13 protein-coding genes and 2 tRNA genes are annotated in these 16,434 nt (G+C 40.9%); 14 read left to right on the forward strand and 1 reads right to left on the reverse strand.

The features are described 5' to 3' along the window. The first annotated feature begins 95 nt into the window (after positions 1–95). The 11 genes from VCM39_RS03565 (at position 96) to tsf (ending at position 11,593) form a co-directional block, all read left to right on the forward strand. Positions 96–170, forward strand: a tRNA-Val gene (locus VCM39_RS03565). 33 nt (positions 171–203) lie between these two features. Further along, positions 204–278 (forward strand) — tRNA-Val (locus VCM39_RS03570). Positions 279–425: 147 nt separating this feature from the next. Next, positions 426–1,772: an adenylosuccinate lyase gene (gene purB, locus VCM39_RS03575; protein ID WP_322933743.1), complete on the forward strand. Its 1,347-nt coding sequence runs from the start codon at positions 426–428 to the stop codon at positions 1,770–1,772. 59 nt (positions 1,773–1,831) lie between these two features. Next, positions 1,832–3,301, forward strand: a complete 1,470-nt coding sequence (locus tag VCM39_RS03580; protein WP_221649748.1) for a pseudouridine synthase — start codon at positions 1,832–1,834, stop codon at positions 3,299–3,301. 135 nt (positions 3,302–3,436) lie between these two features. Further along, a complete protein-coding gene (gene asnS / locus VCM39_RS03585; RefSeq protein WP_044166756.1) occupies positions 3,437–4,840 on the forward strand; it encodes an asparagine--tRNA ligase in 1,404 nt (467 codons plus the stop codon). 148 nt (positions 4,841–4,988) lie between these two features. Then, positions 4,989–5,480 carry a DUF4488 domain-containing protein gene (locus tag VCM39_RS03590; protein WP_322933744.1) on the forward strand — a complete coding sequence of 164 codons (492 nt, stop codon included), beginning with the start codon at positions 4,989–4,991 and terminating at the stop codon, positions 5,478–5,480. 182 nt (positions 5,481–5,662) lie between these two features. Further along, the gene (locus VCM39_RS03595) at positions 5,663–8,290 is read left to right on the forward strand and encodes a DUF4962 domain-containing protein (protein WP_322933745.1); all 2,628 of its coding nucleotides are present in this window, start codon (positions 5,663–5,665) and stop codon (positions 8,288–8,290) included. Positions 8,291–8,817: 527 nt separating this feature from the next. Continuing rightward, positions 8,818–9,279, forward strand: coding sequence for a 50S ribosomal protein L13 (gene rplM / locus VCM39_RS03600; RefSeq protein ID WP_002562283.1), 462 nt, complete (start codon positions 8,818–8,820; stop codon positions 9,277–9,279). A 6-nt stretch (positions 9,280–9,285) separates the two neighbouring features. Further along, complete coding sequence (gene rpsI / locus VCM39_RS03605; RefSeq protein ID WP_002562282.1) at positions 9,286–9,672, forward strand: 30S ribosomal protein S9; 387 nt, start codon at positions 9,286–9,288, stop codon at positions 9,670–9,672. Positions 9,673–9,789: 117 nt separating this feature from the next. Beyond that, positions 9,790–10,626 (forward strand): 30S ribosomal protein S2, encoded by an 837-nt coding sequence (rpsB, locus tag VCM39_RS03610; RefSeq protein ID WP_002562281.1) that lies wholly within the window; start codon positions 9,790–9,792, stop codon positions 10,624–10,626. Positions 10,627–10,768: 142 nt separating this feature from the next. Continuing rightward, positions 10,769–11,593, forward strand: a complete 825-nt coding sequence (tsf, locus tag VCM39_RS03615; protein WP_195350428.1) for a translation elongation factor Ts — start codon at positions 10,769–10,771, stop codon at positions 11,591–11,593. A gap of 117 nt (positions 11,594–11,710) precedes the next feature. Here the strand turns inward: tsf and VCM39_RS03620 are convergent, their stop codons facing one another. Beyond that, positions 11,711–12,058 carry a translation initiation factor gene (locus VCM39_RS03620; RefSeq protein WP_323674027.1) on the reverse strand — a complete coding sequence of 116 codons (348 nt, stop codon included), beginning with the start codon at positions 12,056–12,058 and terminating at the stop codon, positions 11,711–11,713. 348 nt (positions 12,059–12,406) lie between these two features. On the opposite strand from VCM39_RS03620, the gene VCM39_RS03625 reads away from it, so the two are divergent. From VCM39_RS03625 to VCM39_RS03635, 3 genes are all read left to right on the forward strand, one after another. Beyond that, a complete protein-coding gene (locus tag VCM39_RS03625; RefSeq protein WP_322933747.1) occupies positions 12,407–15,019 on the forward strand; it encodes a DUF5686 and carboxypeptidase regulatory-like domain-containing protein in 2,613 nt (870 codons plus the stop codon). Positions 15,020–15,120: 101 nt separating this feature from the next. Next, positions 15,121–15,783, forward strand: a complete 663-nt coding sequence (locus VCM39_RS03630) for a redox-sensing transcriptional repressor Rex (protein ID WP_025867468.1) — start codon at positions 15,121–15,123, stop codon at positions 15,781–15,783. After that, on the forward strand, positions 15,783–16,397 hold the full coding sequence (locus tag VCM39_RS03635; protein ID WP_002562276.1) for a fumarylacetoacetate hydrolase family protein: 615 nt from the start codon (positions 15,783–15,785) through the stop codon (positions 16,395–16,397). The genes VCM39_RS03630 and VCM39_RS03635 overlap by 1 nt, the downstream gene beginning before the upstream one ends. Positions 16,398–16,434: the final 37 nt, after the last annotated feature.

Raw genomic sequence — 16,434 nt, forward strand, 5'->3', positions numbered from 1 at the left:
CTTTTGGAATAAAATAGTGAAAAAATAATTATCGAAAGTTTTGGTATTCTCAAAATAAGCTGTACCTTTGCATCGCTTTTGAAACGGAAGTGTACGGGCGCTTAGCTCAGCTGGTTCAGAGCATCTGGTTTACACCCAGAGGGTCGGGGGTTCGAATCCCTCAGCGCCCACATTTAAAAACGAAACACTTCCGCTTGACAAAAGGGCGCTTAGCTCAGCTGGTTCAGAGCATCTGGTTTACACCCAGAGGGTCGGGGGTTCGAATCCCTCAGCGCCCACGATAGATAAGTAAAATGCTTCGTGAAGTCTTTCGCGAAGCATTTTTTGTTTTCTTACCTCTTTTATATAAACTTTCTACCCCCTTTATGCATTATAAATCAGGAAAAAGAGTTAATTTTGCAACCTGATAATTATCCGAACGACATATGAAACTTGATTTATTAACGGCCATTTCTCCTATTGACGGCCGATACAGAGGCAAAGCCGAAGCTTTGGCAACCTATTTTTCTGAATTTGCACTGATAAAATACCGCGTGCAGGTAGAGGTGGAATACTTCATTACTCTATGCGAACTACCATTACCACAACTTAAAGGAATCGACAAAAGTGTATTTGAAGCCTTACGTGCTATCTATCGTAACTTCTCTGAAGCAGATGCTCAGCGTATCAAAGATATAGAGAGTGTTACTAATCACGATGTGAAAGCAGTAGAATATTTTTTGAAAGAAGAATTTGATAAATTGGGCGGATTGGATGACTACAAGGAGTTTATTCACTTCGGCCTGACTTCACAAGATATTAATAATACCTCTATCCCTCTTTCTATTAAGGAAGCATTGGAGCAGGTGTATTACCCGCAGATTGAAGAACTGATAGCTCAGTTGAAAACGTATGCTACAGAATGGGAAGCTATTCCGATGCTTGCCAAGACACATGGACAACCTGCATCTCCAACTCGTTTGGGTAAAGAGGTGATGGTGTTTGTGTATCGTCTGGAACGCCAGTTGGCAACATTGAAAGCGTCTCCTGTAACTGCAAAATTTGGTGGAGCAACCGGTAATTATAACGCGCATCGTGCAGCTTATCCGGAATATGACTGGAAGGCGTTCGGTAATCGTTTTGTAGCGGAAAAATTGGGATTGGAGCGTGAAGAGTATACTACACAGATTTCGAATTATGATAATTTGTCGGCTATCTTTGACGCAATGAAGCGTATCAATACGATAATGATTGATATGAACCGCGACTTCTGGCAGTATATTTCTATGGAGTACTTTAAGCAGAAAATAAAAGCAGGTGAAGTAGGTTCAAGTGCGATGCCGCATAAAGTGAATCCAATAGATTTTGAAAATGCTGAAGGTAACCTTGGGATAGCAAATGCTATTCTTGAGCATCTGGCAGTGAAATTGCCGGTATCCCGTTTGCAGCGTGACCTGACAGATTCTACTGTGTTGCGTAATGTAGGTGTGCCGTTCGGACATATTATAATCGCTATTCAAAGCTCTCTGAAGGGATTACGTAAATTGTTACTGAACGAGCCGGCTATTTACCGCGATCTGGATAATTGCTGGAGTGTGGTTGCTGAGGCTATCCAGACGATATTGCGCCGTGAAGCTTATCCGCACCCGTATGAGGCACTGAAAGCGCTGACAAGAACTAACCAGGCGATAACAGAAAGCTCTATTAAAGAGTTTATCGAAGGACTGAATGTTAGTGAAGATATAAAGAAAGAATTAAGAGTGATAACTCCGCATACATATACGGGACTCTAAAAAAAAACTCTGAAATACCGGCCGTGAGGCCTATGTTTAATTTTTATTCGAATAAAGTAATGAGTACAGAAAACGAAGAATGGCGTGACAGCTCTAATGAAGAGAACACTGGCGCCAGCCGTGATGGTAACAGATCTTACAACAGAGAAGGTGGATATAATCGCCCCTCTTACAACAATCGTGAAGGTGGCGATCGTCCGTATCGTCCAAGATTCAATTCTAATGGTGAAGGCAGCGACCGCCCGCAACGTTCTTATGGTGACCGTCCGCAACGTCCTTCTTATAATCGTGAAGGCGGTGATCGCCCGTATCGTCCGCGTTTTAACAATAACAACGAAGGTGGTGACCGTCCGCAGCGTTCCTATGGTGATCGTCCTGCTTATGGTGACCGTCCGCAACGTCCTTCATATAATAACAATCGCGAAGGTGGTGATCGTCCGTATCGTCCACGTTTCAATAATGGTGAAGGTGGCGACCGTCCACAGCGCTCCTATGGTGACCGTCCTGCTTATGGCGACCGTCCGCAGCGTCCTTCTTATAATCGTGAAGGTGGTGATCGTCCGTATCGTCCGCGTTTCAATAATGGTGAAGGTGGCGATCGTCCGCAACGTTCTTATGGTGACCGCCCGCAACGTCCTTCTTACAATCGTGAAGGCGGTGATCGTCCGTATCGTCCACGCTTTAATAATGGAGGCGAAGGTCGTCCGCAAGGATTTGCCCGTCCGCAGCGCCGTACAGGCGATTATGATCCCAACGCGAAATATAGTAAGAAAAAACAGATAGAGTACAAGGAACAGTTTGTTGATCCGAATGAACCGATTCGTTTGAATAAGTTCTTGGCTAATGCTGGTGTTTGTTCGCGTCGTGAAGCTGATGAATTTATCACAGCCGGCGTTGTTTCGGTGAATGGTGAAGTGGTAACGGAATTGGGTACTAAGATCAAACGCGCTGATGTTGTGAAGTTCCATGATGAAACGGTAAGCATTGAACGTAAGGTGTATGTTCTGCTGAATAAGCCGAAAGATTGTGTGACTACTTCTGATGATCCTCAGGCGCGTCTTACTGTAATGGACCTTGTAAAAGGAGCTTGTAGTGAACGTATCTATCCGGTGGGACGTCTGGACCGCAATACCACAGGTGTATTGTTGTTGACGAATGATGGCGATCTGGCTTCTAAGCTGACGCATCCTAAGTTCCTGAAGAAGAAAATCTACCATGTTTATCTGGATAAGAATCTGACAAAAGCGGATATGGATCAGATTGCTGCCGGTGTTGAATTGGAAGATGGTGAAATCCATGCAGACGCAATCAGTTATGCCGACGATATTAAACGTGACCAGGTGGGGATTGAAATCCATTCAGGAAAGAACCGTATTGTTCGTCGTATTTTTGAATCACTGGGTTATAAAGTGGTAAAACTGGATCGTGTATTCTTTGCCGGTCTTACTAAGAAAGGTCTGCGTCGTGGTGAATGGCGTTATTTGACTGAGCAGGAAGTGAATTTCCTGCGCATGGGATCTTTTGAATAAAAAAAAGTAGTTAAGTAACTAAGCAGTTAAGTAGTAAGTAAAGGATAGATCTATTTGTGGACATTTCGATTCCTACTTGCTACTTAACTACTCACTACTTAACTACTATTATATAATAATGTATATACAATAGTTATGGAAAAGATTAGTAGAACAAAAATTGTCGACCTGATGAAGCGCGAAGACTTTGGCGCTATGGTCAATGTGAAAGGATGGGTTCGTACCCGTAGAGGTAGCAAACAAGTAAACTTTATCGCACTGAATGACGGTTCTACAATAAATAATGTACAGGTAGTAGTTGACCTGGCTAACTTTGATGAAGAAATGCTGAAGCTGATCACTACAGGCGCTTGTGTAAGTGTAAATGGTGTGATGGTTGAGTCGGTAGGCTCGGGGCAGAAAGTGGAGGTGCAGGCTCGTGAAATAGAGGTGCTGGGTACTTGTGATAATACATATCCGTTGCAGAAGAAGGGACATTCAATGGAGTTCCTTCGTGAAATAGCACATTTGCGCCCCCGTACTAACACGTTTGGTGCAGTGTTCCGCATTCGTCATAACATGGCGATAGCTATTCATCAGTTTTTCCATGAGAGAGGATTTTTTTATTTCCATACGCCGATTATTACGGCTTCGGATTGTGAAGGAGCAGGTCAAATGTTTCAGGTTACTACCAAGAACTTGTATGATCTGAAGAAAGATGAGACCGGTTCTATCATTTATGATGACGATTTCTTTGGAAAACAAGCGAGCCTGACTGTCTCGGGACAGTTGGAAGGCGAGTTGGCTGCAACTGCTTTGGGGGCTATTTATACATTTGGACCAACATTCCGTGCAGAAAACTCGAATACGCCTCGTCATCTCGCTGAGTTCTGGATGATTGAACCGGAAGTGGCGTTCAATGATATCACGGATAACATGGATCTGGCCGAAGAGTTTATAAAATACTGCGTGCAATGGGCTTTGGACAATTGTGCCGATGATGTGAAGTTCTTGAACGACATGTTTGATAAAGGCTTGATAGAGCGTTTGCAAGGCGTGTTGAAAGAGGATTTTGTACGTTTGCCTTATACGGATGGTATTAAAATTCTGGAAGATGCTGTAGCTAAAGGGCATAAGTTTGAATTCCCTGTTTATTGGGGAGTTGATTTGGCTTCTGAACACGAGCGTTATTTGGTGGAAGAACATTTCAAACGTCCCGTAATTCTGACTGATTATCCGAAGGAAATCAAAGCTTTCTATATGAAGCAGAATGAAGATGGAAAGACGGTACGTGCTATGGATGTATTGTTCCCGAAGATTGGTGAAATTATCGGAGGGTCAGAACGTGAGTCTGATTATGATAAGTTGGTTACCCGTATTGAAGAACTTCATATTCCGATGAAAGATATGTGGTGGTATCTGGATACGCGTAAATTTGGTACTTGTCCTCATTCTGGTTTCGGACTTGGCTTTGAGCGCCTGTTGCTTTTTGTGACGGGTATGGCTAATATACGTGACGTTATTCCGTTCCCGCGTACACCGCGTAACGCTGAATTCTAATAAATCTTTTTAGATTCTCAATAAAAAGGCTTGTATCTTTTTAAGATGCAAGCCTTTTTTATTGCTTTACATTTGTTTGATTCTCAAAAGATTTTTTTATATTTGTAAGCGACAGGCCTTGAAAGTATTAACTAAAAATAATACGGCGATGAAAAAACTCTATTTCTTTACCATATTGACGGCGATGCTGTTGATGGTAACAGGTGTTATGGCTCAGAAAAAAGCGAAGTTTCAACCTGCTAATCTGAAAGGAATCTGGCAACTGTGTCATTATGTGTCAGAGCTTCCGGATGTTCCGGGGGTGTTAAAGCCCAGTAATACATTCAAGGTTTTAAGTGATGACGGACGGATTGTGAATTTTACCATAATTCCCGGACAGGATGCTATCATTACCGGATATGGTACTTATAAGCAAGTGACGGGTCATTCTTATAAAGAAAGTATAGAGAAGAATATTCATCTTCCTATGCTTGATAATAAGGATAATATTCTTGAATTTGAGATAGAAGATAATGATCTGCTCCATTTAAAGTATTTTATAGCAAAAGACCTGAACGGTAATGAGCTGAATTCCTGGTTTCATGAAACATGGAAGAGGGTGGAGATGCCGGCTGTATTTCCGGAAGAAATCGTAAGGTAAGAGAATGAATGGATGATATAGAAAGAAGAAAAGGGATCTGAGTTTTTGATTTTGGTGAGAATTTGTACAAAATCTAAATATCTTAGGATAAAAATAATATTCAAGTATCCGATTACTACTTACTTTTGCCGTTGCGCTATTATAGCAGGCGGCAAAACTGAATACATCTATTATTTTTATATATGAAACATCATTTCTTTTCTTTGTTAACGGCTTTGTTCTTTTCGGGAAGCCTTTTAGGGCAGGATCAAAGTTCTTATATTCACTACTTGACTTCAAAAGATCATCCGGTGACTATCCGTTTGTCAGACGCTATGTTGATGCATGAAATGCGGGAAACTCCCTCTCCACTGAATAATGCGGTGGTTGGTGAGCGGGCTGTTTCTTTGATGTGGCCTTTAGCTGGAGATAATCAGATACATGGGAGTGGACTCGATGGTATGGAGACAACTAAAGTAAGTAAATCATCTCAAATGTACCGGGTTCGTCTTTCACAAGACCGTAATTTTAAAAGTAATGTAATAGAAGCGGTTTGTTCATGGCCTTTTTATAATCCCGAATTTCCTCTTGCAGATGGTATCTGGTACTGGCAATACGGATATGTAGAAGGAGGAAAGACTTCCTGGTCGGAGGTTTTGAAATTCACACAAGAACCGAATCAGGATCGTTTTTCTCCTCCCTCATTCAAAACGTTTATAAGTAAACTGCCATCGGAGCATCCACGTGTATTGATTGCTTCGGACGAGTGGGATACCTTTATTTCTCAAAGTCAGGATGCGCCTGAACGCGCCTGGTATATTGCACGTGCAGAAAAGACATTGAAAGTTCCGATGAAACATATTGATGACACGGATACAAGTAAAATGGCTGGTTTGGATAATGAGGTAAAACGTAATGCGCTTCTTACCCGGGAAAGCCGGCGTATTGTAGATAAGGAAGAGGTTAATGCTGAGGTATTTGTGCGTGCCTATCTGTTGACTAAGGACGATCGTTATTATGAAGAAGCAATGAAGCGCATCCTAGAAATGATAAAGTGGGAGGAGAGTCCGAATTTTGTAGGTGATTTTAATGAATCGGCATTACTTTCTCTTTGTTCTATGGCTTATGATGCTTTTTATGATAAGTTGGATGCCTTGCAAAGAAGATTATTATTGAAAGAGGTGCAAAAGAATGGAACAAAGTTTTTTAATCGCTTCAATAATCATCTGGAGAATCATATTGCCGATAATCGTGTCTGGCAAATGGCTTTTCGTATCTTTACGATGGCGACTTTCAGTGTGTATGGTGATCTGCCGGAAGCCGAAGTGTGGGCTGATTATTGCTATAATTTGTGGGTGGCTCGTTTTCCTGGATTAAACCAGGATGGTGCATGGCATAACGGTGATTCTTATTTTCATGTTAATATTCGTACACTAATAGAAGTACCTTATTTTTATAGCCGTATTAGCGGGTATGATTTTTTCTCTGATCCATGGTATGAGGGTTCGGCTATGTACGTCATCTATCAACAGCCGCCTTTCTCGAAATCAGCGGGTAATGGAAGTTCTCATCAAAATGTGTTGCAGCCCAGTGGAGTTCGTGTGGGATATGCCGATGCGCTGGCCCGGTTAATAAACAATACTTATAGTGCCGATTATGTACGGTGTATTTTGCAAAAGGAACCGGAGTTGTTGCGTAAAGCCTTTATGGCTAAGACGGGAGATCTTTCCTGGTTTCGTCTTCAGAATCATACCCCTTTGCCGGAAGGTAAGAAAATGAAAGATCTTCCTCTTGCTTATGTGTTTCCACAAACGGGGGTGGTGACGCTGATGTCTGATTGGGAGAATTTCAGTTGGAATGCGATGCTTACTTTTCGTAGTAGCCCGTATGGATCGACTTCGCATGCTATTGCCAATCAAAATGCTTTCAATACATTCTTCGGCGGGAAACCTCTCTTTTACAGTAGTGGACATCACATAAGTTTCACGGATGAACATAGTGTATATTGCCATAGAAGCACACGAGCACACAATAGTATTCTTGTCAACGGTATGGGACAGAGAATAGGTACCGAAGGATATGGATGGATTCCAAGATATTATACAGGTAAACGAATATCTTATTTTGTAGGAGATGCTTCCAATGCTTATGGTGAGGTGGTTTCTCCTCTTTGGTTGGCTCGCGGACGGGACTCTGGTCTTGAGTATTCACCTGCTAATGGCTGGGATAAGAATCGGTTGAAGACTTTTCGGCGGCATGTTGTTGAATTGGGAAATGCGGGACTTGTTTTTATTTATGATGAATTGGAGGCCGATACAGCTGTCACCTGGAGTTATCTTTTGCACACAATAGAACATCCGATGATTATAAAAAATGATAAGGGTATGACGCACATTACTGCAACGAATGCAGGAGGGGTGTCGGATGCTTATCTTTTTGCAAATGATAAACTGGAGATGAAGCAGACAGATCAGTTTTTCTATCCGGCTGTCAATTGGCTACGTGCAGATGACAAAGGATATTTTGCTCCATACAAAAATCACTGGCATTTTACAGCGATATCTCCGTATAGTCCGGTATACCGCTTTGCTACTGTTGTGAGTACACATGAACAGGGGAGCGTCGGCGTTGTTCCTGAAAAGATATCGGAAGATACCTTAAAAGTCGGTGAATGGATAATAAAAATGAATATATCTCCCAAAGGGAAAGCTACTTTTACAATAGAGAATAAAGCAGAAAACATTATTCTGGAATATGATGGAAGTACAAAGATAACAGAAGAGGAGCGAACTGTGACTTTGAAAGACCAGGTTCCGGAACTGGAAATTTAAATATACTGATACAGTATCCTTTTTCAACTACCCTCTTGCGTAATTCTGCAAGGTTCTGTTTGTCAGAGTGGCAGGGCGACGTAAGGGGGAGTCTATGTAAAAAGTACTTCAGATATAGGGAATATAGAACGGAGTGGTCTGAATGGGGGATATATAGAGAGTTACTTTTACTGGTAACTGTTTCTTCATGTAAATATTGTTGATTTGGTGTTTGCGTTTTGCTTATAATATAAAATAGATATAAACAATTTGCCGGGAAACAGGATAGGACCTAGTATGGTCCTTATGATTTTATGAATATTCCGGATTTGTCTTATGTTTTTCTTACCCTTGTCTTTCAATCTGATAAATCCAAAAAAAGATAGAAATACTTTGCCAATTCAAAGAAAAGCCGTACTTTTGCAAGCCGATTATTATCACAAAAGGATAAGAGATTAATTCATAGCAAGTTAATCTTCCTTTGTCCGGGGAAGATTAATAAGTGGTGAGCAAATTTTTAGTAGTAACATTTAAAAAACAAATTAAGAGTGGATACTTTAAGTTACAAGACCATTTCTGCAAACAAGGCAACTGTAACCAAAGAATGGGTTATTGTTGATGCTACAGACCAAACTTTAGGTCGTCTGGGCGCAAAAGTTGCGAAACTGTTGAGAGGAAAGTATAAACCAAACTTTACTCCTCATGTAGACTGCGGTGATAACGTTATTATCATTAATGCAGACAAAGTTAAATTAACTGGTAACAAATGGAATGACAGAGTTTATTTGTCATATACAGGTTATCCTGGTGGTCAGAGAGAAATGACTCCTGCCCGTTTGATCGCTAAACCTAACGGCGAAGACAGATTACTGAGAAAGGTAGTAAAGGGTATGCTTCCTAAAAATAGACTGGGAGCTAAATTGCTGAGCAATATGTATGTATACGCTGGTGGCGAACACAAACACGATGCACAGAACCCGAAATCAATTGATATAAACTTACTTAAATAAGATATAATGGAAGTAGTAAATGCATTAGGCAGACGTAAACGTGCTATTGCACGCGTATTCGTAAGCGAAGGTACAGGAAAGATTACTATTAACAAGAGAGACCTTGCAGAGTACTTTCCATCAACTATTCTTCAGTATGTAGTAAAACAACCGTTGAACAAGTTAGGTGTTGCTGAGAAGTATGACATCAAAGTAAACTTGTGTGGTGGTGGTTTCACAGGTCAGTCTCAAGCATTGCGTTTAGCTATTGCTCGTGCACTGGTTAAGATGAATGCTGAAGATAAAGCTGCTCTTCGTGCTGAAGGATTCATGACACGCGATCCCCGTTCTGTTGAACGTAAGAAACCGGGTCAGCCGAAAGCTCGTAGAAGATTCCAGTTCAGTAAGCGTTAATGTGCTGCCTGACGGAATATGTTTAGTATCTAAACTACCGGGACTCTTTGATCAGGCTACCCGGCGGTTGGTTTAGAAAAACAAAAAAGAAAGTAAACGATTTAAAGAAAAAACAAGATGTCAAGAACAAATTTTGATACATTACTGGAAGCCGGTTGCCACTTCGGACACCTTAAAAGAAAGTGGAACCCCGCAATGGCTCCTTATATTTTCATGGAACGCAATGGTATTCACATCATTGACCTCCACAAAACTGTTGCAAAAGTAGACGAAGCTGCTGAAGCTTTGAAACAAATTGCAAAATCAGGCAAGAAAGTCCTTTTTGTTGCTACTAAAAAACAAGCTAAACAAGTTGTAGCTGATAAAGCTGCATCTGTAAATATGCCTTATGTTATCGAACGCTGGCCGGGTGGTATGTTGACTAACTTCCCTACTATCCGTAAGGCTGTGAAAAAGATGGCTACTATCGATAAGTTGACTAACGATGGTACTTACTCTAATCTTTCTAAAAGAGAAATCCTTCAGATCTCTCGTCAGCGTGCTAAGCTGGACAAAACATTGGGTTCTATCGCTGACCTGACTCGTTTGCCTTCTGCTCTGTTCGTTATTGACGTAATGAAAGAAAACATCGCTGTTCGCGAAGCTAACCGTTTGGGTATTCCTGTATTTGGTATTGTTGATACTAACTCAGATCCTTCAAATGTAGATTTCGTAATTCCGGCAAATGATGATGCTACTAAATCAATCGAAGTAATTCTTGAAGCTTGCTGCGCTGCTATGCAGGAAGGTTTGGAAGAAAGAAAAGCTGAGAAAATTGATATGGAAGCAGCTGGTGAAGCTCCTGCTAACAAAGGCAAGAAAAAATCAACTAAGGCTAGACTCGATAAGTCCGACGAAGAAGCAATCAATGCAGCTAAAGCTGCTGCTTTCATTAAGGAAGACGAAGAGGCTTAATATATTGTAAGTAGTCAGTAGTAAGTAGTTAAGTAGTAAGTAGCAATACTTCTACTTTTTGTAGCCAACATTCTACTTGACTACTTAACTACTTAATACTTGACTACTTTTTTTATAAACGAACTTAAAATAGGAAAATATTATGGCTGTAACAATGGCTGATATAACCAAGCTGCGCAAAATGACCGGAGCTGGTATGATGGATTGCAAAAATGCGTTGACAGAAGCTAATGGTGACTTTGATGGCGCTATGAAAATTATCCGTGAAAAAGGACAGGCAGTTGCTGCAAAACGTTCTGACCGCGAAGCTTCAGAAGGTTGTGTACTCGTGAAAGTTGCTGATGGTTTTGGGGCTATCATTGCTTTGAAATGCGAAACTGACTTCGTTGCTAAAAATGAAGATTTTATTAAATTAACTCAGGATATTCTGGATGCTGCTGTAGCTAACAAGTGCAAGACTCTGGAAGAAGTACAGGCTTTGCCAATGGGTGACGTTACTATTGCTCAGGCTGTAACAGACAGAAGTGGTATCACTGGGGAAAAAATGGAACTGGATGGTTACATGACTCTGGAAGGTTCTGCTATTGCTACTTACAACCACCAGGGTAAGAACTTCCTTTGTACAATGGTTGCTTTGAGCAAAGAAGTAGATCCGAAGGTTGGTCACGAGGTTGCTATGCAGGTTGCTGCAATGAACCCGATTGCAGTGGACGAAGCTGGTGTACCTGCTGATGTATTGGAAAAAGAAAAAGAAATTGCAGCTGACAAAGCTCGTCAGGAAGGTAAACCTGAGAACATGATTGAAAAGATCGCTATGGGTCGTATCAGCAAGTTCTACAAAGAGGTTTGCTTGTTGAAGCAAGAATACATTCAGGATGGTAAAATGACTGTTGCTGAATACCTGAAGTCAGTAGATAAAGATCTGACTGTTACTGCATTCAAACGCTTTACTTTAAGAGCTGAATAATTCAGTAATAAAAAATATAAAAACGGCCGCTCGGAAATAGTTCCATAGCGGCCGTTTTCTTGTTTTGCATTATATATTATTCATCGCCTGTCGCACCTCCCCGTGCGGGAAGCACCACTAACCTATGGGTTTGGTTCTTGTATAACCTTCTTTTTTTAGGAGTTCAAGTATTTTTTGTTTGAAATCGCCTTGTATCATGATTTCTCCATCTTTTGCTGCTCCTCCTACACCGCATTTGGTTTTTAGTTGCTTTCCCAATTCTTTCAGGTCATTGTCGGTTCCGACAAAACCGGTGATCAGTGTTACTACCTTTCCGCCCCGGTTTTTCCGGTCCAGTTGTACGCGTAAGTTTTGCTGGGCGGGGGTAAGTGTTACCTGTTCCTCATCATCATCCATTTCATAATTGAAATCCGGGTTTGTAGAATAAACCACATTCAATCGTTCTTTCCAGTCATTATTCTTCATATCATTCATTCTTTTATAAAGGCCAAAGATAATGCAAACCGGGAGTAGAATAAAATGAACTCATTCATTTTTTATGTCGGGGTGCAGCTTATCTTCACTTTTGGGCAAAAGTAATATTTTGTATTGATCCTTGCAATCTTTTGTGCTTTTTGTCGTCTAATACATATATTATGATAAGTAGTAACTATGACAGCTTTTTATTGAAACGCAAATGATCGCAGATTAAATGGCTGCGCTATACTTGAGCGATGATATTCTTTGCGTGAATCTGCGATAATCTGCGATAATCTGCGTTTCAGTAATAGTATCATATAATTTAGAACGATTACTTAGTAAAACAAAACTGGAATGAAAAGATATTTATGGTTTATAATATTCTGTTTCTTAACTTTACCTTCTATAGCACAAGTGTTTAAAGGGAGAATTGCAAATGAGAAAGGAGAGCCGGTGCCTTATGCATCTCTTTATTTGAAGGAATTGAGATGGGGATTTACTACAGATGATAATGGGTGCTTTCAAACAGAACTTAAACCTGGACATTATACTTGTGAGATTTCTTCGCTGGGATATGCAGGTCAGAGTCTTTCTATACAGATGCCTGCCGGTGGATTAGAGAAGAATGTTGTACTTGCTGAACGTATCTATTCTCTGAATGAGGTAAGTGTGGTGAAAGGAGCGGAAGATCCTGCGTATGCCGTTATGCGAAGAGCGATAGCCAATGCGCCCTATTATCGGACTCAAGTAACTGGTTTTACTGCTGAAACCTATTTGAAGGGTACAGGGAAAGTGAAAAGTATTCCTGCTGTATTAAAACTATCCAAGGAGGTAAGAACGGAGTCGAAGAAAATGTTGGGGAAACTTTTCTTGCTGGAAGAACAGCGTAAAGTTACGTTCAAAGCTCCCAATACTTGGAAAGATACGGTGAAAGCTTATAGTAATACTTTTCCGGAAGAGATTAAGATAAGCATGGGGCTGGCAACTGTCAATCTTTATAATCCTACCATTTTTGATAAGGTATCTCCATTGAGTAAAGGTGCCTTTTCTTATTACCGTTTCAAAATGGAAGGCTTTTATGCCGAAGGTGGTCATATGATAAATAAAATCAAGGTGATTCCTAAGAAAGATAATCCGCAATTAGTGGCGGGCGATCTGTATATTGTTGAAGATCTCTGGTGTGTTTCTGCAGCCAGTCTTTCGGTTCGTATGAGCGGATTAAAAACCATGGTAAAAGTGACTTGTAAAGAAGTGCAGCCTTCTGCTTTTTTAGCTACTTCTACCAGTATGGAATGCACAATTGATATGATGGGGCTCAAGGCGGAAGCGTCTTATTTAGCTTCGGTACATTATGAACGTGTAGAAACTGTTGGCGGATCTGGGATACAGGAACAAAAGACATCTAAGGCTACGGTAGCTGATCCAAAAATCACGAAGAAACAGGAAAAGGTACAGAAGCAGATAAAAGAACTCTCTGCAAAAGAAGATTTGACAATGAACGAGGCTTATAAGTTATCCAAGCTGATGGAGAAATCAATTGTAACGTCCGATACGTTAAAATCTGAGCATAAGTATGAGCGGAGATCACTTGCCGACCGTTGGAATGTAGCAACTGACTCATTGGCAGATAAAAAAGATTCTCTCTACTGGGCGGCAGTTCGTAGTGTTCCTTTAAAACCGGAAGAGATCCAAAGTTATATTAATAAAGAAAAATTGATAGCTCCGAAAGATTCACTTCGGAAAGATAGTGTAAAAGGACGTTCTATCACAAGAAAGGTTTTGCAGGCTTTTTTTGTAGGAGATACATACCGGACTAAGAACAAAAAGGCTTGGTTAAGTTTATATGGATTGCCTTCATACATTCCTGAATATAATTTTGTGGATGGATTCTGGTTAGGAGCGCGTTTGGAAGGGGGAATTAAATTATCGGAGACTGCAACTCTTCGGCTATCTCCATCCATCTATTATACTACTGCCCGTAAATCGCTGGTAGGAGAAGGGAAAATAACATTGAATTATGCTCCGCGGCGTAATGGACAATTTTTATTGTCGGGTGGTGTACTTTCTTCCGATTATAATGGAGAAAGCGGAGAATCCAGGTTAATAAACTCTGTTGCTTCCTCTTTCTTTGGGCGCAATGATGTGAAGTTGTATGATAAGCGTTTCTTGTTTATTGGGCATGAAATAGAGTTGACCAATGGGTTGCTTTTTTCTGCATCACTTACCTGGCAGCAACGCAAAATGCTGGAGAATCATATATCGAGGAGCTGGTTTAAGCGAAAAGCAGAACCTAATATTCCCGCCAATAGTTCTTTTGTACCGATGCCAGAGAATGAATTATTAAAAGCTTCGTTTGTGTTGGAATATACACCGGCACATTATTACCGAATGATACGTGGAAGAAAAGTTTATGAGGAGTCTCGCTTTCCAACCTTTACACTCCGTTATGACCGTGCATTTCCTTTGGATGGAATGAAACCATCCCCTTCTTATCATCTGACTGAGTTTTCGGCGCGGCAAAAGGTTGAATTCGGCATGTTTAATAATTTTAATTGGTATGTGAATGCAGGTGCTTTTGGGGATGTTGACAAAATGCAATTTCCCGATTTTAAACATTTTGCAACAACAAGTCTGCCGTTTACGGAACGAACGTTTGATACGGGCTTCGCTTTGCTTGATAACTACGCTTATTCTAATAACACCCGTTGGGCGCAGGCCAATCTTTCCTGGTATACTCCTTATCTGTTGTTGAAGCAACTTCCTTTTCTGAGAAAGAAGAGGTTTGATGAAGCGTTGCATCTCCGTTCGGTAGTTGTATATGGCCGGAAATCTTATACGGAAATAGGTTATTCTGTGGGACTTTCTGAAATACTACGGGCGGGAGTTTTTGTAGGTTTTGATTGCCTGAAGTTTCATTCGGTTGGAGTATCTGTAAGTATTCCTTTGGCAATGTTCAGGGAGTATTAAGTTGCTATGTAGAAATAATGTTAAGCTTCTATGACATCTCTGTTGTATTTCAGAAAAAATAATGTAAATTTGCCAATCTCTAATCTTAAAGCATGAAAGAAGTGACAATGGATCGTCAGATACAGCATAAAGATAATATGAGGGTGCCGGAACCTACTTTGCGCAGACTACCGTGGTACTTGTCTAATGTTAAGTTGCTGAAGCAGAGAGGGGAACGTTACGTTTCTTCTACACAGATATCCAAGGAAATCAATGTAGATGCTTCACAGATTGCGAAAGACTTGTCTTACGTTAATATTTCCGGGCGTACGCGTGTGGGCTATGAGGTAGATACCTTAATTGCTGTTCTGGAGCACTTTCTTGGCTTTACAGATATTCATAAAGCTTTTCTTTTTGGTGTTGGTAGTTTGGGTGGAGCATTGTTGCAGGACTCAGGCTTGAAACACTTTGGTCTGGAAATAGTGGCTGCTTTCGATGTGAATCCTGCTTTGGTAGGTACCAGTCTGAATGGTATTCCTATTTTTCATTCGGATGAATTTGCAAAGAAGATGCAGGAATATGACGTACATATTGGTGTGCTTACTGTTCCTATTGAGATAGCGCAATGTATTACTGATGTAATGGTGGCGGGAGGCATTAAAGCTGTTTGGAACTTTACACCGTTCCGTATCCGTGTTCCTGAAAATATCGTAGTACAGAATACTTCCCTTTATGCCCATTTGGCTGTTATGTTTAACCGATTGAATTTTAACGAAATCAAATAATGAAGATTATCGCTGTAGGAATGAACTATACTCAGCACAATAAAGAGCTGGGACATACGTTAATAAATCAAGAGCCGGTTATCTTCATGAAGCCCGATTCGGCGATACTGAAAGACGGTAAGCCATTCTTTATCCCCGACTTTTCGGACGAGGTGCATTATGAAACAGAATTGGTAGTACGCATTAACCGCTTAGGTAAGAATATCGCCCCACGTTTTGCGCATCGTTACTATGATGCAGTGACCGTTGGAATTGATTTTACTGCTCGTGATCTGCAACGCCGTTTTCGTGAATTCGGCGGACCTTGGGAACTCTGTAAGGGATTCGATAGCTCGGCAGCTATTGGCACATTTGTCCCGGTTGAACGCTTTGCTGATATTCAGCAGTTACATTTTAACCTGACAATTGACGGACAAGAGGTGCAGAGTGGATGTACGGCAGACATGTTATTTCATGTGGATGATATTATTGCGTATGTGAGCCGTTTTGTGACATTGAAAATTGGCGACCTGTTATTTACGGGTACTCCCGCAGGAGTAGGTCCCGTTAGTGTAGGTCAGCACCTGCAAGGATACCTTGAAGGAGATAAGCTACTCGATTTTTATATAAGGTAATATGCCTGTTTGCCAATAGAATGTTGGCTGCGTGATA

The sequence above is a fragment of the Bacteroides mucinivorans genome, assembly GCF_034654355.2.
Taxonomy (GTDB): Bacteria; Bacteroidota; Bacteroidia; order Bacteroidales; family Bacteroidaceae; genus Bacteroides; species Bacteroides nordii.